Origin of the sequence: Streptomyces sp. DSM 15324, from assembly GCF_001514285.1 — a bacterium.
Lineage (GTDB): Bacteria > Actinomycetota > Actinomycetes > Streptomycetales > Streptomycetaceae > Streptomyces.
The window spans coordinates 83,614-101,307 of the sequence record NZ_KQ949029.1; the positions used below are offsets into that span (position 1 = coordinate 83,614).

Below are 17,694 nucleotides of genomic sequence, written 5' to 3' on the forward strand. Positions count from 1 at the left end.
GGCCAGGATCGTCAGCCACACCAGCCGGAGCGCCAGGATTACCTACTCACGGACACCCTGAGTGCGGTTCTTGTGCTTGTCGACGAGTTCGGCGACAGGACGCCGGCCCTTGAGCACTGCGGCCCGCAGCATACAAGCGGCTCACCCCGGATGCGCCGATGCCGTGCGGGAACTCCGGCGGACCGAACTCGGCGTCCACCCGGTGAAGCTGACCTTGCGGACCAGCGGATTGCCGGTCAGCTCGGGCCCGATCTCACGCCGGTCGCCGATCTGCCCCGTACGTCGTCCTGTCCCCAACGTCCCCAGCGGGAGCAGCTCTTGGCGCGGCTGGCGCAGCGGTCCGCCGTTGTAACCCTGCAGCCACCCCTGGAACTTCCATGCCTGCCGGAAGCTCATCCCGCTGGCACAGGTCATGCCGATCCAGCTGTCCGCCACGAGCGTCCGGCCCCAAGATCAAGGGCGGCCTTGCTCCCGTGCTGATCGACGCGACGAACGTGTCCAGTACCGCCAGGGCCCCGCTGGTCGCCGCCGCCAAGCGCCACGGCATGCCCCCGAGTGGTCCTGGCGACGCCGGAGGACGTGCGCCTGGCCCGACAGGTCCCGCGCCCGGACAACCGGACCGCCCGACAACACCGACCGCGCGCAGCACAAGGCCCGGGTCCACTCCCACCAGTCGCTGCGCGGGGAGGGACTCAACAAGGTCCTCGCGGAGAACCTCTACCGCCTGGAGCCGTTCCTGCGGCGGCTGAGCGAGACCCGCGACACCGACCTCGGGCTGGACGGCAGCGACGGCCTGGGGTGACCGTCGGCCACGGCTTCTTCATGGACGCTCAACGCGTCCGGTACACCGCCACCCCTTCACCGGCTGAGGGCCAGTGCCCTTTGGGCAGCCCCCTGACACGACCGCGCTCGCTGGCCGACGCAGGGGGCCATCCATAACCTCTGCCGGTCTTACCGGTATCTCCTGTCGGAGCACCAGTCAGGCCCGGTCACGCTCTCACAGACTTGAATGGATGTGACGTCCCCGATGCTGTAGCTCCTGGAGCTGCACGGGGATGCCGACCCGTTGGCGTCCCCGAACTCGTCATACCCACTCTCCTTCCAGACCTTGACGTAGACGCCGTGGCCGTCCGCTTCGACGTCGCATACATAGACGATGTCGTACCAGCTGTTCTGGTACAGATAGGCGTAGTCGTCACCCTGTGTGACCTTGATGAGAGTTTCCGCGGATGCCGGTGCGATGGCCAGGGCAGAGAAACCAGCCACAACGGCAGCCAGCGCCAGAGCTCGACGCGTCCCGTTTACGACAGCGAGTCCAGGTTTCAACTTCTTACTCCTGTTTCTTTCAGCGGTTATGAGCATGTACGCATCAGGACGCCTGAGGAGGCTGGAAGTTGCACGGGCGTGGTGTCGGTTCTTCGGCACTCCGCACACGTGAGTTGCACCGTTCCTGACCTAAGACGGCCTGTCATGGGCGGGCCTCCTCCGGCGCATCGCCGCAGAGACGGTTCAGCCCGCGAGTTGTGCGGCGCCGCTGGTCGGGCGGTGCCGCTGCGCCATGACAGTAGGGGCGGCGGTGCAGTTGTCGCGTCTCACGCCGGGTGGAACTCTGACCCACCGAGCGCGGTAGCCGCGCGGTTCGTGCGACTTCGGCTGTAGTGGTTCCTACAACTTCCTGGGTACCGCGAAAGGTTGACGCCGCCGCGCGTTCACCGGCGTTAGGCTGCGGCGATGCGCATGCGTACGCCCCGCCCGCTCGTCCTCGACACGCTGATCGCGCTCGCCATGACGTGGGTGGCCGTCCGGCTGGGTCAGGTGTCGGTGGCGCGGGGCTGGCCGGAACTCGACGCCCCTGCCTATGTGCTGCTCGCCCTGGCGCATCTGCCGGTCGCCTTTCGGAGCAAGGTACCGATGGTGGTGTTCGCGGCCGTGCAGTTGGCCGGCGTCGCCTACATCAGCCTGGGGTACTGGCCGGTGGCGTCGGCGTTGGGCTCGATGCTTGCCCTGTACACGGTGGCGTCGGTGTATTCGGCACGGATTGCCGTCGGCTGTGCGGCCGTGATGATCGCCAAGTGGGCGTTTGTGGGTGTGATCAGCGACAGCTTGTCCATGACGCTAGTGGTGAGCCAGGCCCTGGTGTTCAGCTTGGTGCTGGTGTGGTCCGGCACGCTGGCCCACCGCTCTCGCGAACTCGCCCGGCAGCTGCGCGTCGAGCAGGCCGAACGGACCCGTCGTGAGGTCGCCGCCGAACGTGGGCGCATAGCGCGGGAGCTGCACGACGTCGTCGCCCACCACATGTCGGTGATCTCTGTGCAGGCCGGCCTGGCCCGGTTCGTCCTGGACTCCGATATCGCCACTGCCCGGGGCGCCCTCGGCACCATCGAGGACACCAGCGGCGAGGCCTTGGAGGAGCTGCGGCGCATCCTGCATGTCCTGCGGGAACACGATCTGGGCGGCGCCGAGTCAGCCTCCCCCATGCCCACCCTCGCCCGACTCGACGACCTGCTCGAGCGTATCCGGGCCGGTGGCGTCCCGGTCGAGCTGAGAATCAAGGGCACCGTGCGTCCGCTCGCCCCGGGCGTCGAATTGTGCGCGTACCGCGTCGTCCAGGAGGCCTTGACCAACGTCCTCAAACACACGCACCACGCCGACGCACAGGTGCGACTGAACTACCGGCAGCATGAATTGACCGTCACTGTCACGGACAACGGAACGGGCAACGCAGACGGGCTGATTCCGGCCGGACTCCTGGGAGGCGGCGGACACGGCTTGATTGGCATGCGGGAGCGGGCCAAGCTCTACGGCGGGACGATCAGCGTCGGCCCACGCGCCGAGGGGGGTTTCGCGGTCCGTCTGACCCTGCCGACGTCGACAACTGGCGCACGGAGGGGAGACGAGCGTAGGAGATGACCAGAGTCCTCGTCGTCGACGACCAGTTCCTCATCCGCGCCGGCCTCGTCGGCCTTCTCAACGCCGCGCCCGGTTTCGAGGTCGCCGGCGAGGCGGGGGACGGCGAGGCCGCGGTGCGGCTGGCCGCCAGGATGCGGCCCGACGTGATCCTGATGGACATCCGCATGCCCGGCATGAACGGCATCCAGGCCACCAGGCGCATCCTCACGGACGCGGTCGACCCCGCCCCCCGGGTGCTGGTCCTGACCACCTTCGACCTCGACGAATACGTCTACGGAGCATTACGCGCCGGGGCTTCCGGCTTTCTGCTCAAGGACTCAGGACCCGAGCGGCTGCTGGCAGCCGTGGCCGCGGTCGGGGGCGGCGACGCACTCTTCGCCCCGAGCGTGACTCGTCGGCTCGTCGAGGCGTATGCCCAACGGGACCGATCCACGCCCGACGCCCACCCTCTGCCGGGCCTCGCCATGTTGACCCCCCGCGAGGTCGACGTCCTCAAACTCATTGCGCGCGGCCTGTCCAACCCCGAGATCGCCGACCGGCTCTCCATCAGCGAGGCGACGGTCAAGACCCACCTCAACCGCGTCATGACCAAGCTCGGCCTGAACAGCCGGGCCCAGGCGGTAGTGATCGCCTACGAGACAGGCCTGGTGACCCCGGGAGGGTAGGCGGGCAGCGCGGCACGCGACCGCAGACGCTCAGGTTCGGTTGGTGACGCGAGCGTTGGCGCGGCGTACACGTGGCGTCGAAGTGGGGCGGCCCGCGAGCATCCGGAGATCGGGCCGGGCCCCGGCGGTCAGGTCAGGTTCGGGGATGGGGAAAGTCTCGGGCATGGCTCTCCCTGGGAATGGGTGTGGCCTCCGGTGTTCGGGAGGTCTTGCCACGGACCGTTACGAATCGTGCGGGAACAGCACGTGGATACGCTCGACGCCCATCCACTCGAGCGAGTCCTCCACGCTCGGTGTTCTGGCCCGCAAGGCTGAGCGGTTCATTGCTGGCGGTGAACCACTCACGCGTCGGTTCCTGCGACTCACCGGCCGAAATCGACGAACCCGCCTGCTTCGCCCGGCGGTCACGTCGACGCTGGCGAGACCAGCCGCGCCGCGGCCGCCCGCGAACTGGCGGAGGAGACCGGCGTCCAGGTGGCCGCCGACGACCTGCGTCAGATCGGCGTCCGGGACTCCCCCGGGCGCGACCCGCGCGGCCGGTTCGTCACCCTTGCGTACGCGACCGTCGTCCCCGCAACCACCCGGATCACCGCCGGAGACGACGCCCGCACCGCCCGCTGGTGCCCCTGGCCGACCTGCCGGACCAGCTGGCGTTCGACCACGCCGACATCCTCAGCGCAGCCACGGCCTCCTGAACCAACCCCACGCGAGTCACCGCCGTCCTCACCATCGTCGCCACCCTGTTGGGCGCGATCGTGAGCGGCCGATTCCAGGAGCGCGCCGCCGAACGGCAGGTGCGCGTCACCCACGGCGAGCCGGTCCGCCGCGACCGCCTGGAGGCCGTCACCACGCTGGCCTGCGCCGCCACCGACCATCGGCGGGCCCTGTGGATGCGCGGCGACGCCGTCCTTCACATCGGCGCGCCCACCGAGAACCGGAGGTAGTTGTGACTGGTGGATGGATACCGCAGGCTCAATGCGGTCGCCCGGACGGCCACCTTCAGCTCCTCCTCAACAGGAGGCACCCACGAGGTCGTGCCACGCACCCACGCATCATGGGCCCGTGCGCATTGCATCTGCCCATCCCAGTCATCGTCCGGCGACCACCGGGCGCCATCTCCCATGAGCCGAGTCTGACCGAACACCTGAGCGCAGGTAACCCCCGACGGGACCGGACTTGGCCCGCACGCTTCACCGCTCTCGCCGCTTGCCAAACCGCATGAGGAATCGGTGAGGATGCTCAACCTTCCCTGACACTGGGCCCTTCCTGCGGTCGGCGGGACGCGTCGGGGAGGTCGGCCAGGCGCCGCGCCCAGAAGGAGCGGTCGGTCCAGCGGGCCTCCCGGGCGTGGATGACACGGTGGCCGCGCAGATACGCGCTCCGTGCGGCCGCGACCTTGTCCGCGTATGCGGCGAGGGCCGATTCCGCGCCGTAGGGGGCACGACCCAGGCGGGTGTCGACGGCCAGGCCCGCGCCCAGCCCGGTGTAGAGAGCGGTCAGCACGCCCTGGGAAGAGAGCGGGTCGAACGCGACCGCCGCGTCCCCGGCGGCGGTCCAGCCGTCTCCGTACACCGTGTCCAGGTGCGCCGTGTGCGCGGCGGCCCGGCGGGGCGCGGCAGGTGACGTGGGCAGGGGTCCGTCCCGGTGGACCCACCGGGACACGTGACGGGTGGCCGTCATCCGTCGGCGGAAGTGGCGTGCGGTGTGGGAAGCGGCGGGCAGGTCGGCGTCGGTGAAGTAGGCGACCAGTCGCCCGCCGGAGGGCTGCGGGGCGGTGTACCACCAGCCGTCCTCGTCGGACTCGACGAGGGAACGGCGGTCGGTGTCCAGCGGGTCCGCCTCCAGGGGCACGTACAGAGCTGTGAGCCGGTCCCCGACCCGCCGCCGGGCCCCGCACCGGACGGCGATCGCGGCGGCGCGGCCGGTGGCGTCGATCACCCAGCGGCAGCGCACCGTACGCTCGCCACCGGACCGGGTACCGGCAGGGCCGGTGCCGCCGCGCAGGACCAGGGTCCAGCCGCCGTCGGGCGTCCGCGCGGTGTCGCGTACGGCCGAGCCCTCAACGACCTCGGCCCCCGCCGCGCGCGAGGCGTCGCGCAGACGTCGGTCGAACAGCCGCCGGTCGAGGTGCCAGCCATGGCCGTACGGGTCGTTGATGAAGTCCACGGCGTGCAGGTCGGCCGAACCCCAGGCCGAGAGGCTCCCGTAGCAGGGCAGATGTCCGGAGTCGACAACACGGTCGGCGACGCCGAGGTCGCCGAGCAGAACCCGCCCGGCGGGCACGAGCGTCTCGCCGACCTTGGGCGGCCCGGTGCCGGCGTCCGCCAGCAGAACCGTACGGCCGGCACGGGCGAGCACGAGCGCGGCGGCGCAGCCGGCCGGGCCGCCGCCCGCCACCACGACGTCGTAGGTGTCCGTGCCGGGAGCGAGTGCGGCGCTCACCGCGCGTCGCGGAAGGGGTCGAGTATCTCGAGGTATCCGGCGGTGATCTCCTCCTCGCGGTAGCCGGTCGCCCGGGCCGCCTCGCCGATCACCCGTGCCGCGGACTCGGCCTCGGCGGTTTCGGGGGCGAGCCTTTCCTCGGGCCGGATGCCCGCCGCCGCGGACAACACGTGCGGGCCCGCCTCGGGCACGTGCAGGTTGACGAGGTTCGCCGTGTCCGGTGCCTGATCGAGCGGTTGTCCCGGGCGCGACTCCACCAGGATCCGTTCCGGGAACTTCCCGTCGCCCACTGTGTAGTCGCGCGCCTCGACGATGCCGAGCTTGGACCAGTCCTTGATCATCTGTGTGCGCTGCTGGTTCATGGTGCCGCTGAGGCCGCGCAGCCAGGTCGCCCGCCGCTCGAACGCCTCTTCCCGGGCGCTGTCGTCGCTCCCGGTGGGCGGCGTGTTGACCTTCTCGAAGTCCTCCAGCTTGAGGACATGGTTGGGTACCTGGGCAGGCCAGAAGGTCGGGAGGTAAGGGCTGTACCGGGGCCCCAGGTTGGCCAGCACCTCATAGCCGGAGCGGCAGCTCGCGGTGTCCGCCTGCCAGGGGGCGGCCATCCAGCGAGTGAGGTCTCCGGGCCCCTGTGCGTGCAGGGGGCCATTGGCGGCGACCGCCTCCTGCGGGGTGAGGGTGGGCCCGTAGTCGGGTTCGACGGTGCCGGTGGCGCGGTGCCGGATGCGGAAGGGTTCACTGAACATGCTCGCGTGCCTGATCGGCCAGGTGACCTCGCACCCCGGGTGGAACGCGTCGGCGGCGCAGTTCTCCAGGGCCCCCCGGTCCAGCAGCCCCGGCTGCTCGCCGACAGGGGCGTCGTCGACCGTGGGGCGCGGCTGCCGCAGGGGTCCGGCCCGGAAAGCCCCGTCCGCCCAGCGCTGAAGCATCCAGTCCTGGGTCGGCGACAGCACCAGGTGCTGACGCACGGACTTGGGCTTGCTGGCCATGGCGTCGCCGTAGATCCACGGCCACGGCAGCGGGGACTTTCCGTCCCGGTCGTAGTCGCGCAGGGCGGCGTACGTCTGGCGGCGCAGTTCCCGGTTCCGGTCGGACGGATCGGCGAGCCTCTTCCGCAGGGCGGGCGAGAGGAAGAAGTGGGGGCCGTTCCAGCCGAACTGTGCCGCGAATCCCTGGTTGACCCACTGCAGATCGCAGAACCGGCGGAGGATCGGCTCGATGTGATCGGTGAACGAGATCTGCTGCGGGCGGGTCAGCGAACCGGCCTGGACGAAGACGTCGAAGAGCAGGTCGTGAAGGGTACGTATGGACTTGACGCCGGGGGCGTAGTGCGGAGGCCCCACCACGACCCAGGCCGGGGCGGCGGTCAGATCCCTGCCGTCGATACGGACCTTGGCCGTCACCGGGCCGTCGGACACGTCGTCGTACCAGGTGTTGTTGTTGGCGACCCCGGTGATCGGCTGGTTCGTGTAGGAGGCGGAGTTTCCCCGGCCTCCGAGCACCACCAGGCGGCCGTCGGAACGGGTGGAGATCTCGCCGAGGTACACCGCCTTGCCCATGATCTTGCCGGTGTCGAACTTCTGCGTCTCGGTCTTCGAGCCGCGGACGGTGCGGCTTCCGGGGTCGTTGACCAGCTTCTTCCTGTCGGCGCCCACGACGTCGGCGTTGCGCAGAGCGTATTGCTCTGCCGCGAGCGTCGTGCCCTCGGGTATGTCCAGCGCCAGATGGAACTGGTACCAGGCGGCCTTCTTGTTGGCCAGATGCACCGTCCACTGGATCTCGGAGACACCCTCGGCGCCCGGCTTCAGCTCCCTCACCACCTCCCCCGCGGCGTTGTAGCCGTACACACGGAACCGTGCGGCCTGCCTGCGGAGCGCCCCGGAACCGTCCTTGTAGGAGCCGGGGCCGGCTGGTTTCTGGTCCGGTGACTCCGGGCCGATGAAAGGTGCTTCGACACTGTTGCCGACCCGGGCGACACCGATGGCGGGGTGAATCTTCACCTGCACGATCTGACTGTCCATCGAAGAACCTTCCGTTGGGGGCCGCCGGGATGCGGTCTCGAACGTAAGACGTGCAATTCCGCCCGGAGGTCACACCGCGCAGGAGCGGATCGACGTCCGATCTTCACCGGCCTTCCGCCAACTGCTGCCGTACGCAAGCGCGTTCGCCCCGGTCGGAGGTGCGCGGCCGCACCTGAGGAGATCACCGGCGGACCTCATCCGACGCGGTCTCGATCAGCTCACCGCCCCGGGGAGAATACGGCGCGCACGACATGCAGACATGATCAACAGCTACAGGCAGGAACACCCCGGCGGCTCCCTCTCCCGGTAGTTCTCCCTCGGGGGCATGGGCGAGGAGGTGCTCAGCGCCCTGCAACAGGAGGTGTTCGCCGCTGTGGCGGCCGCTTCGGGGCCGGTGAGCAGGGTTGTTCCCGCGCGGCATCCACCTCCGCCCGAGCCTGCTCCAGAACCTCCGTCCAGGGCTCCACTGTCCGCAGGTTGCCGGACGGTGCGGATCCGGTGAGCTGTCCGGTCGGTCCTGGTCGGCCGTCGAGGGCTTCCGTCGGATCCAGACCGCAGGCCCTCCGGTTCCTGGTGGACGCGCAAGCGCTCATCGTCGTCGAGGTCCTGCCGGCAGCAGCACCCGTTCGCCTCGCGGCATGCGACCGGCGAGGTCACAGGGTGCCAACCCTGATCAGTGGTCAGGGACGCTTAGGGGAAGGGTGGGGATGTTCCCTGATGGCACGGCGACGGCGTGACGAAATCATGATCGTCATGACTTCGACCTTTCTGTCCCGCCGGGCCCTCGTGGGCGCAGCTCTGACCGCCACCCTCCTCACGGCCGCCGCGGCCCCTGCCGCGATGGCTTCCACACCGTCGCCCGCGGCTTCGCCCGCGTCCACCACGCTCCCGCCGCTCGACGCGGCGGCGCTGCGCGCCGCGATCTCCGACCTGGACCACCCGCAGGCGACGGCAGCTCAGCTGCTGGTCAGCGGCAAGGCGGGACAGTGGTACGGCACGGCCGGCGTGGCGGACAGAAGGACGGGCGCACCGGTCCGCCAGGACGACACCTTCCGGGCGGGCAGCATCACGAAGGTCTTCGTGGCGACGGCCGTGCTGCAGCTTTCGGCGGAGGGTCGGCTGGACCTGGACAAGCCGGTTCAGGACTACCTGCCCGGCCTGCTTCCCGACGGCTACGCCCCGATCAGGGTGTCCCAACTCCTCAACCACACCAGCGGGTTGCCGGACGAGTACATCCCGGACTCCCAGCGCACCGACACCCCGGAGCAGGTCCTCGAGCACCGCTACGACCGGTGGACGCCGATGCAGCTGGTGGCCACTCTCCCCGAGGACGCCCCGATGAAGTTCACGCCGGGCACGAAGCAGGAGTATCGGGGCATGAACTACGTCCTGGCGGCTCTGCTGCTCGAAAAGGTGACGGGCAAGCCGTACGGCAAAGTGATCGGCGACCGCATACTGCGCCCACTCGGCCTGTGTCACACATCCTTCCCCGGCGACGACCCGAAGATCCACGGCCCGCACGTCCACGGCTACCTGGCGATGTCGGACGGCACCCTGCAGGACGTGACGGAATACAACCAGTCCGAGGCATGGGGCGAGGGCGAAATCATCTCGACGACACGCGATCTGGACCGCTTCATCACAGCCCTGTTCACGCCGGGCAAGGTTCTGCCGAGGACGACGCTGGACAAGATGTTCGAGTTGCCGGCACCGGAAGTACGGATGGTGGACGGCTCACCGGCCCGCTACAGCGCGGGCCTCCAGACGGTGACGGTCAACGGCGTGACCCTGTGGGGCAAGACAGGAGAGCGGTACGGCTACAACTCGGCCATGATGGCGACGCGGGACCTCCGGCGCAGCGCGGTGTACTCATGGACACCGACGCACCGCGACGCCAGCCAGGTGCAGATGGCGCTGCGGATAGCGGATGCGGTCACGAAGCCGGCGGCGGCTACGCGGTAGAGCGGACAGGCACAACCGGGCCGGCCGCCCCGAGCGGCACCGCTGTCACGCCGTGTCTGTCCTCGCCAAGTGTTTCTCCGACGGAGCGGCTCGTTGGCGAACTCGACCTGGCGAAAGCCGCGATCAGCTCGGTGACGTCGGCAATCGGACAAGGCGGTGGTCGGGACTGCCTGAGCTCCGGTGGCAACGAGGGCTCCGGTGGCAGCAGCCATAGCCATAGGCGTCAAGGTCGCGCGCATACGACGAGTCAGCTACGGCAGCACTCTGATCCGCCGGCCTTGGGAGAACCTGCAACAAACTGGACGGCTGGAGATCTTCGCCCGCGGATCCGACGGCGCCGTATGGCACAAGTGGCAGACCGCCCCCAGCAACGGCTGGTCCGGCTGGGAATCCCTCGGCGGCTGGATCGACCGCCTGGCCGTCGCCGGGAACGCTCCCTGAGCGGACGGCCCGACAGGAGCGAGCACCCTGAGGTGTCCCCCGCGGCGACTCATCGCGGGGGACACCCGTTCGCGGACCTTGGACTTGCAGGGCGCCCTGTCGGAGAAGGACTCCAGCACCTTGCGTTCCATGGCGATCACATGGCTGGCGTCGCGGACGCTCTGCCCGGCCCCGGGACCGCCCGCCGGTGACGAGCGATCGCCGCCCGGGCGGCGGGTGGCGATGTTCGCGAAGTCCTCGCCCAAGCGGTGAATGACCAGCACCCTGGCCCCGGGCAGGCTCGGTGGGCCGCGTGGACGTTGCCCTCGAACGGCACCAGCCCCTGCGAGTGATACACGTCAGACTCTCTCTGATGTTGTGCATTTTATTGACGGCAGTCATCAGACAGCCTAATTTCGCGGTGTCCCTTCCCCCGCTCAAGGGAGACCGCGATGTCCCCGTCCCCCACCGCGTTAGAACGCACCCGCCAGCTCCGCCGGGTCGCCCTGTCCGGCCTGCTCGGCACCGCCGTGGAGTTCTACGACTTCCTCGTCTACGGCACCGTCGCCGCGCTCGTCTTCGGCGAACTGTTCTTCCCCGGTGCCGACCCCGCCGTCGGCACGATCGCCGCGTTCGGCACCTTCGCCGCCGGATACGTGGCCCGCCCGATCGGCGGCATCGTCTTCGGACACTTCGGCGACCGGCTCGGCCGCAAGAAAATGCTGCTGCTCACCATGGGCCTGATGGGCGGCGCCAGCTTCCTCATCGGCCTGCTGCCCACGTACGACACCATCGGCGTCTGGGCGCCGGTCCTGCTGATCACCCTGCGGGTGCTCCAGGGCATCGCCATCGGCGGCGAGTGGGGCGGCGCGACCCTGATGGTCGTCGAACATGCCGGCGAGAAGCGCCGCGGGCTGTGGTCCAGCTTCACCCAGATGGGAGCCCCGCTCGGCTCCCTGATCTCCGCCGCCGTCGTCGCGATGGTCTCCACCCTCCCCAAGGACCAGTTCGCGGCGTGGGGCTGGCGGGTGCCGTTCCTGCTGAGCGTCCTGCTGCTCGGCGTCGGCCTGTTCGTCCGCCTCAACGTGGTCGAGAGCCCCCTGTTCGCCGAGGTGAAGAAGGACCGCGCGGAGTCCCGGCTGCCGATCCTCGACGTACTCAAGCGCCCCCAGCCCGTCCTGCTGGCGTGCTGCGTGGGCATCGGCGCCTTCACCGCCCAGTCCCTGCTGACCAGTTACCTCATCGCGTACGCCACCGGCATCGGCCATCCCCGCCCGCAGGTGCTCACCGCGCTCACCGTCTCCGCCGCGGTCGCCCTGGTGGTCCTGCCCTGTGCGTCCGCCCTCTCCGACCGGATCGGCCGCCGCCCGGTGGTCCTCACCGGCGCGCTCCTGTCCGCCGCCACCGCCTTCCCCGTCCTCGCGCTGGTCGACTCCAAGTCGTCCGGAGCGCTGATCCTGGCCGTCGTCATCGGCCACGGCATCTCCCAGTCGCTCATGTACGGTCCGCTGGGCGCCCTGTTCAGCGAGATGTTCGGCACCCGGGTCCGCTACACCGGGGCCTCCCTCGGCTACCAGGGCGCGACCCTGGTGGGCGCCGGCTTCTCCCCGATGATCGCCGGCAGCCTGGTCGCGAGCAGCGGCAACGGCACCCCCGTCGCCCTCCTGCTGTGCGGCGGCTCCCTGATCACCGCGCTGACGGTGTGGTTCGTCCGCGAGACCAGTCGTACGTCCCTCGGCGACGACCCCGCCTCCGCACTCCCCACCACCCCGCGCACCGAGGAGATCACCGCATGAAGCACGCCACCCGCGTCGCCGCTACGGCGGCCCTCCTGCTCACCCTCACCAGCGCGCCCGCGGCCGGCGCCGCCGACGCGGGCACCGCCCACGTGGACGGCCGGCTCCCCTCCGGCGCCACGTACACGATGGACGTCCCCACGGCCTGGAACGGCACCGTCCTCCTCTTCAGCCACGGCTACGCCTCCGGCCCCGCCAACCCCGCCCAGGACGCCCCGGACGACGCCACCAAGTCCCTTCTTCTGCAAGGCGGTTACGCCCTCATCGGCTCTTCGTACGCCACCACCGGCTGGGCCGTCACCGATGCGGTCCCCGACCAAATGGCGACCCTGAAGGCCTTCACCACCCGCTTCGGCCAGGCCTCCCGCACCCTCGCCTGGGGACGGTCGTACGGCGGACTCGTCACCACCGCCATCGCCGAGCGCCACCCGGAGGAGATCGACGGCTCGCTCTCCCTGTGCGGTCTGGTCCAGGGCGGCGTCGCCAACTGGAACAACACCCTCGACCCGGCGTTCGTGCTCAAGACGCTCCTCGGCTCCGACGTTCCGCTGGTGAACCTCCCCGGCCAGGAGGCCGCCACCGACGCGGCGAACACCCTCACCGCCACGGTCGACTCCGCCCAGTCGACGGCCGCGGGCCGGGCCCGTATCGCCCTCGCCGCCGCCGTGCACAACATCCCGGTCTGGAACGCGCCCGGCCAGACCCGCCCCGCCGCCACCGACTGGGACGCCCAGCAGGCCAACCAGTACGAAGCCGTCAAGGGCCTGCTGAAGATCGCCGCCTTCAACCGGCGCCAGGAGGCCGAGGCCCGCGCGGGCGGCAACACGTCCTGGAACACCGGCGTCGACTACGCCCGGCTGCTCGGCCGGTCCTCCGTCCGCAAGGAGGTCACCGAGCTGTACCGGAAGGCGGGCCTGTCCCTGACCGCCGACCTCGCCGCCCTGAACCGGGCCCCGCGCATCACCGCGGACCCGGCCGCCGTCGCCTGGATGAGCGCCACCAGCAGCTTCACCGGCGAACTGACCAAGCCCCAGCTCTCCGTCCACACCATCGGCGACGCCCTGGTCCCCGTCCAGACGGAAAGCGCCCTGCGCCGCGCGGTCACCGCGGCCGGTTCCGCCCCCCTCCTGCGCCAGGCGTACGTCGACAACGCCGGCCACTGCACCTTCAGCCCCGCCGAACAACTCGCCGCCCTCCACGCCCTGGAGGACCGCCTGACCACCGGCAGGTGGCAGGACACCGACCCGGCGTCCCTCAACGCCCGCGCCACCGCGGCCGACCCCACCACCCCCGCGCGTTACGTCCGGTACCACCCCACCCCCTACCTCCGCCCCTACGACCTTGCCCACCCAGCCGACCGCCGGTGACCTCGTACGACCGCCTGCCGCACGGTCGGCGGGCGGTCGTACCCTTGCCCCCGTGGACGACGACGACATCCCGGGCACCGCAGAGGGGCCGCTGCCGCGCCCGCAGTCACTCATGCTCACCTTCTTCGGCAACCACGTCCTGGAGGAGGGGGACCTGGGCGTCTCCTCGGGCAGCATCATCGACCTCCTGGGCCGCGTGGGCGTGGGTGAACAGGCCGTGCGCTCCACCCTCACCCGCATGGTCAACCGGGGCCTGCTCCAGCGGCAGCGCGAGGGGCGCAAGATGTTCTTCGGGCTGACCCCGCAGGCCACCCGCGTCCTGCTCGACGGCCGCACCCGCATCTGGCGCCAGGGCGCCGTCAACGACGACTGGGACGGTTCCTGGACCCTGCTCGGCTTCTCCCTGCCCGACTCCTGGAAACGCCAGCGCCACGACCTGCGTTCCCGGCTGACCTGGTCCGGGTTCGGGGCCCTGTACAGCGGCCTGTGGATCGCGCCGGGCCGGGTGGACGTCTCCGCGGTGGTCGCCGAACTCGGCCTCACCGCGCATGTGAAGATCTTCCACGCGCAGGCAGCCGAGGTGACCGACATCGAGCAGATGATCCGCGACACCTGGGACCTGGAGTCCATCGCCGCCCGCTATGTCACCTTCGACAAGCGCTGGAGCGCCCACCTGGGCAACGGCACCGACGAGGACCCGATCGGCACCCGTCTGCTTCTGGTCAGCGACTGGCTCCGCACCATCCGTACCGACCCGAGGCTCCCGGCCCGCCACCTGCCCCCGGACTGGCCGGCCCGCACCGCCCAGGAAACCTTCCGCCGGGTCGCGGAACTGACCCATCCGGCGCTGGCGGCGGCACGTACGGCACTGGAGACGACCCCCCTACGAGGGGTGCCGAAACGGGTGATCTAGCGGGTGCGGGTGCGGGTGCGGGTGCGTCGTGGCTGGTCGCGCGGTTCCCCGCGCCCTGGTGCCGTCGCATAGGTGACGGACTGGGGTCACCCGGTGGGCTTGACGGAGTGTCCGGTCACAGTGATCCCGAGCCCGATGATGAAGGGCCTCCATGAGACGAAGGCCAGGCTGGAGACCATGAACAGCATGCCGATTCCCCAAAGTCTGGGGTTGACTGTTGCGGAACTCGTAAGGGGCGCGAGACTCTCCAGTGAGCTGGACAGTTGATCGGACATGTCCGTCCGTCCGGCTAGTGATCAGTGATGCGATGTGGGACCGGATCGGGCCGCTGATGCCGCGACGGCCATGCACGACCCCTGGCCCTTCGCGTCACCGCCGGCCAGGCACGCGATGCCCCGGCCTTCGAGACCGTCATGGCCGCCATCCGTGTTCCGCGGAGCGGACCCGGAAGCCCGAGGACCTGCCCGGCCGTCGTCCTGGCGGACCGCGCGTACTCGTCCCGCGCGATCCGGAGTCACCTCCGCCGACGCGGCATCCGCGCTGTCGTCCCCCAGCCGTCCGACCAGGTCGGCCGCCCCGTCTGCGGCGAGGCAGCGCCGGCGGTCGCCCACCGACTTTCGACGCCGAGTCGTACAAGCAGCGCAACGGGGTCGAGCGATGCATCAACCGGCTCGAGCAGTGGCGCGGCCTGGCCATGCGAACGGACAAGCTCGCCCTCGCCTACCAGGCCGCACTCCGCCTCGCCGCCATCCTCATCGAGGCACGGCGACAGCCCGTGCTCAGCGATCGACCACCCAGCACGCGTCCGTCGGCCAGGATCCCGTACCCACGATGTGCTTCACGAGCCTGAACGCCTCGCTGATGGAGACGGTGTCCTCATCCCCGTACTCCTCGTCCCGCCCGTAAGGGAGGACGACCCCGTCAGGCCGCCCGGCTCGAAGAACCGCCGCGCCGCCACCCGGCATGAACTGGATACATGACAAGCTGACGGCCGCGACCGTCAGAGCTTCCCGTCCCTGACCGTATCCGGGCCGATCGCCCTGGCCGGGGCCCCCTCCTCGACCACCGTCTCGTCGAGGGCCGTCCCGGTCATACGCCCCCTTTCCTCTCCCCTTACGCCCTCCCACAAGGAAATCTATCCTATTGACAAGTTATCCGGATGGATAGATTCTCGGCGGTGCCTCACTTCCTCCGCCTCCCTGGAGTTCCCATGGCCCTGCCCGAAGGCCTGCGCAGCACCCCGTTCTCCCCGCGCTACGACGACGGCGTCACGCAGTGGATGGACGTCTACGGCCATGCCGTGCCCCTGTTCATCACGGACCCGGCCGAGGAGTACGAGGCATTCCGCACCGCCGCCGGCGCACTGGACTACTCGATGCTCTACAAGTGGCACGTCGAGGGCGAGGACGCGCTCGCCACCGTCGACGCCGTCTTCTCGCGGAGCGTCCGCGGGCTCGGCGCCGGTCGTATCGCCTACGGCGTGGTCGTCGACCCGGACGGCTTCATGATCGACGACGTGACCGTGGCCGTCCTCGCGCCCGGCCATGTGGTCGTCACCGGCGGCCACCCGGCCACCCAGGAATCACTGACCGCGCACGCCCCCGACGGCACCACGGTTTCCGAGCGACGGGACGAGTTCGCCGTACTGACCTTGCAGGGGCCACGCAGCCGCGAGGTCCTCCAGCGGCTCACGCACATCGACGTCTCCAACGCCGCCTTCCCCTACTACACGTTCGTCCGGGACGTCCTGGTCGCGGGTACCGGTGCGCAGGTCAGCCGGATCGGGTTCACCGCCGAACTCGGCTACGAGATCCAGGTGCCGCGCGAGCGGGCGCTGGACCTGTGGGACGCGGTCCTCGACGCGGGGGCCGACCTCGGGGTGAAGGCCGCCGGCGCGCTCGCCCTCCTGACGTGCCGCACCGAGGCCGGGATGATCATGGGTGAGCTGGAGTACGACCACACCGTCACCCCGTTCGAGTGCCGGATGGGCTGGGCGATCGACTTCGACAAGGGCCCCTTCCAGGGCCGCGACGCACTGCTCGCCAAGAAGAGCACCGCACCGGGGCGCGTGGTCAGCGTCCTCCTGGACACCGCGCCCGAGGCGGCCGAGGGGGCGCGGCTGGAGCTGGACGGACGGGACGTCGGCTACGTGACGATGGCCGTGCCCTCGCCCGTACTCGACGGCGCCACCCTGGGGCTCGCCCGTGTGCACCGCGACGCGGTGAGGCCGGGGACCGCGCTGACCGCGGTCGCCGCCGACGGTTCCAAGGCCGACGCCACGGTGAAGCCCACCCCCGTGTACGACCCCGAGCGCACCCGCGTACGGGCCTGAGCCGGAAGGTACCGCAGCCATGCAGCGCTACATCCTGACCGTCACCTGTCCCGACCAGCCGGGCATCGTGCACGCCCTGTCCGGTGGCATCACCGGGGCCAAGGGCAACATTCTCGAGAGCGCCCAGTTCTCCGATCCCGGAACCGGCACTTTCACCATCCGGGTGCTCCTGGAGACCCCGCAGGCCGACGTCGAGAGCCTGCGGGACGAGCTCTCCCTGCGCCTCGCGCGCTTCGACCCCGTGCTGTCCCTGCGGCCGGAGCAGCAGCGGCGCCGGGTCCTGCTGATGGTGTCGAAGTTCGACCACTGCCTGGCCGACCTCCTCTACCGCTGGCAGCTGGGCGAACTGCCCGTCGACATCCCGCTCATCGTTTCCAACCACCCCGACCTGGCGCCCGTCGCGCAGCGCTACGGCATCCCGTTCGTCCACCTCCCTGTCACCCGCGACACCAAGCCGGAGGCGGAGGCCGAGTTGGTGCGGCTGGTCGCCGGGCACCAGGTCGACTTCGTGGTCCTCGCCCGCTACATGCAGGTCCTCTCCGACGACCTGTGCCGCAGACTTTCGGGGCGGGTCATCAACATCCACCACTCGTTCCTGCCGGGCTTCAAGGGTGCCAAGCCGTACCACCAGGCCCATGACCGGGGCGTCAAACTCATCGGCGCCACCGCCCACTTCGTCACCGCCGACCTGGACGAGGGCCCGATCATCGAGCAGGACGTCGTGCGCGTCGGACACCGGCACACCGCGCAGGAGCTGGTCGCCATCGGCCGGGACGTCGAACGGGTCGTCCTGGCGCGGGCGGTGCGCCTGCACGCCGAGGACCGGGTCGTGCTGACCGGCTCCCGCACCGTCGTGTTCTCCTGACCCG

The 17,694-nt window shown here is 70.1% G+C and carries 16 protein-coding genes and 2 pseudogenes; 14 read left to right on the top strand and 4 right to left on the bottom strand.

The window, feature by feature from the left end:
- Positions 1–141 precede the first annotated feature (141 nt).
- On the bottom strand, positions 142–414 hold the full coding sequence (locus tag AQJ58_RS22420; RefSeq protein WP_107122117.1) for a hypothetical protein: 273 nt from the start codon (positions 412–414) through the stop codon (positions 142–144).
- Here AQJ58_RS22420 and AQJ58_RS42705 point away from each other — a divergent pair.
- Entirely contained in the window at positions 413–802 is a 390-nt protein-coding gene (locus AQJ58_RS42705) for a hypothetical protein (RefSeq protein WP_067252776.1), read from the top strand. The genes AQJ58_RS22420 and AQJ58_RS42705 overlap by 2 nt on opposite strands.
- A gap of 149 nt (positions 803–951) precedes the next feature.
- Here AQJ58_RS42705 and AQJ58_RS22430 read toward each other — a convergent pair whose 3' ends face one another.
- Complete coding sequence (locus tag AQJ58_RS22430) at positions 952–1,362, bottom strand: hypothetical protein (protein WP_159056293.1); 411 nt, start codon at positions 1,360–1,362, stop codon at positions 952–954.
- 375 nt (positions 1,363–1,737) lie between these two features.
- Here AQJ58_RS22430 and AQJ58_RS22435 point away from each other — a divergent pair, with 375 nt between their 5' ends.
- The 4 genes and pseudogenes from AQJ58_RS22435 to AQJ58_RS22445 all read left to right on the top strand — a co-directional run bounded on the left by AQJ58_RS22435 (position 1,738) and on the right by AQJ58_RS22445 (position 4,519).
- Entirely contained in the window at positions 1,738–2,910 is a 1,173-nt protein-coding gene (locus tag AQJ58_RS22435; protein ID WP_067253380.1) for a sensor histidine kinase, read from the top strand.
- Complete coding sequence (locus AQJ58_RS22440; RefSeq protein WP_067252779.1) at positions 2,907–3,575, top strand: response regulator; 669 nt, start codon at positions 2,907–2,909, stop codon at positions 3,573–3,575. Before AQJ58_RS22435 ends, AQJ58_RS22440 begins: the two co-directional genes overlap by 4 nt.
- Before the next feature lie 420 nt (positions 3,576–3,995).
- Positions 3,996–4,334 (top strand): annotated as a pseudogene (locus AQJ58_RS41210) (NUDIX domain-containing protein); the annotation flags it as partial.
- The gene (locus tag AQJ58_RS22445; RefSeq protein WP_234360233.1) at positions 4,331–4,519 is read left to right on the top strand and encodes a hypothetical protein; all 189 of its coding nucleotides are present in this window, start codon (positions 4,331–4,333) and stop codon (positions 4,517–4,519) included. The pseudogene AQJ58_RS41210 and the gene AQJ58_RS22445, both read left to right, overlap by 4 nt.
- 295 nt (positions 4,520–4,814) lie before the next feature.
- Here the strand turns inward: AQJ58_RS22445 and AQJ58_RS22450 are convergent, their stop codons facing one another.
- Together AQJ58_RS22450 and AQJ58_RS22455 are read right to left on the bottom strand one after the other, a co-directional pair.
- Positions 4,815–6,017 carry an NAD(P)/FAD-dependent oxidoreductase gene (locus tag AQJ58_RS22450; protein ID WP_067252780.1) on the bottom strand — a complete coding sequence of 401 codons (1,203 nt, stop codon included), beginning with the start codon at positions 6,015–6,017 and terminating at the stop codon, positions 4,815–4,817.
- Positions 6,014–8,035, bottom strand: coding sequence for a LodA/GoxA family CTQ-dependent oxidase (locus AQJ58_RS22455; RefSeq protein WP_067252782.1), 2,022 nt, complete (start codon positions 8,033–8,035; stop codon positions 6,014–6,016). The genes AQJ58_RS22450 and AQJ58_RS22455 overlap by 4 nt, the downstream gene beginning before the upstream one ends.
- A 753-nt stretch (positions 8,036–8,788) precedes the next feature.
- On the opposite strand from AQJ58_RS22455, the gene AQJ58_RS22460 reads away from it, so the two are divergent.
- From AQJ58_RS22460 to purU, 9 genes and pseudogenes are all read left to right on the top strand, one after another.
- A complete protein-coding gene (locus AQJ58_RS22460) occupies positions 8,789–9,997 on the top strand; it encodes a serine hydrolase domain-containing protein (protein ID WP_067253382.1) in 1,209 nt (402 codons plus the stop codon).
- A 198-nt stretch (positions 9,998–10,195) separates the two neighbouring features.
- Positions 10,196–10,438, top strand: coding sequence for a DUF8189 domain-containing protein (locus AQJ58_RS41215; RefSeq protein WP_079079115.1), 243 nt, complete (start codon positions 10,196–10,198; stop codon positions 10,436–10,438).
- A gap of 129 nt (positions 10,439–10,567) precedes the next feature.
- A complete protein-coding gene (locus AQJ58_RS45420) occupies positions 10,568–10,690 on the top strand; it encodes a hypothetical protein (protein ID WP_267892082.1) in 123 nt (40 codons plus the stop codon).
- Positions 10,691–10,869: 179 nt separating this feature from the next.
- On the top strand, positions 10,870–12,213 hold the full coding sequence (locus AQJ58_RS22470; protein WP_067252785.1) for an MFS transporter: 1,344 nt from the start codon (positions 10,870–10,872) through the stop codon (positions 12,211–12,213).
- The gene (locus AQJ58_RS22475; RefSeq protein ID WP_067252786.1) at positions 12,210–13,580 is read left to right on the top strand and encodes an alpha/beta hydrolase family protein; all 1,371 of its coding nucleotides are present in this window, start codon (positions 12,210–12,212) and stop codon (positions 13,578–13,580) included. Before AQJ58_RS22470 ends, AQJ58_RS22475 begins: the two co-directional genes overlap by 4 nt.
- Positions 13,581–13,632: 52 nt before the next feature.
- Entirely contained in the window at positions 13,633–14,493 is an 861-nt protein-coding gene (locus tag AQJ58_RS22480; RefSeq protein WP_067252788.1) for a PaaX family transcriptional regulator, read from the top strand.
- A 338-nt stretch (positions 14,494–14,831) separates the two neighbouring features.
- Positions 14,832–15,343: pseudogene (locus AQJ58_RS41220) on the top strand (transposase); the annotation flags it as partial.
- A 360-nt stretch (positions 15,344–15,703) separates the two neighbouring features.
- Complete coding sequence (locus tag AQJ58_RS22490; RefSeq protein ID WP_067252792.1) at positions 15,704–16,825, top strand: aminomethyl transferase family protein; 1,122 nt, start codon at positions 15,704–15,706, stop codon at positions 16,823–16,825.
- 19 nt (positions 16,826–16,844) lie between these two features.
- Entirely contained in the window at positions 16,845–17,690 is an 846-nt protein-coding gene (gene purU / locus AQJ58_RS22495; protein ID WP_067252794.1) for a formyltetrahydrofolate deformylase, read from the top strand.
- Positions 17,691–17,694 lie beyond the last annotated feature (4 nt).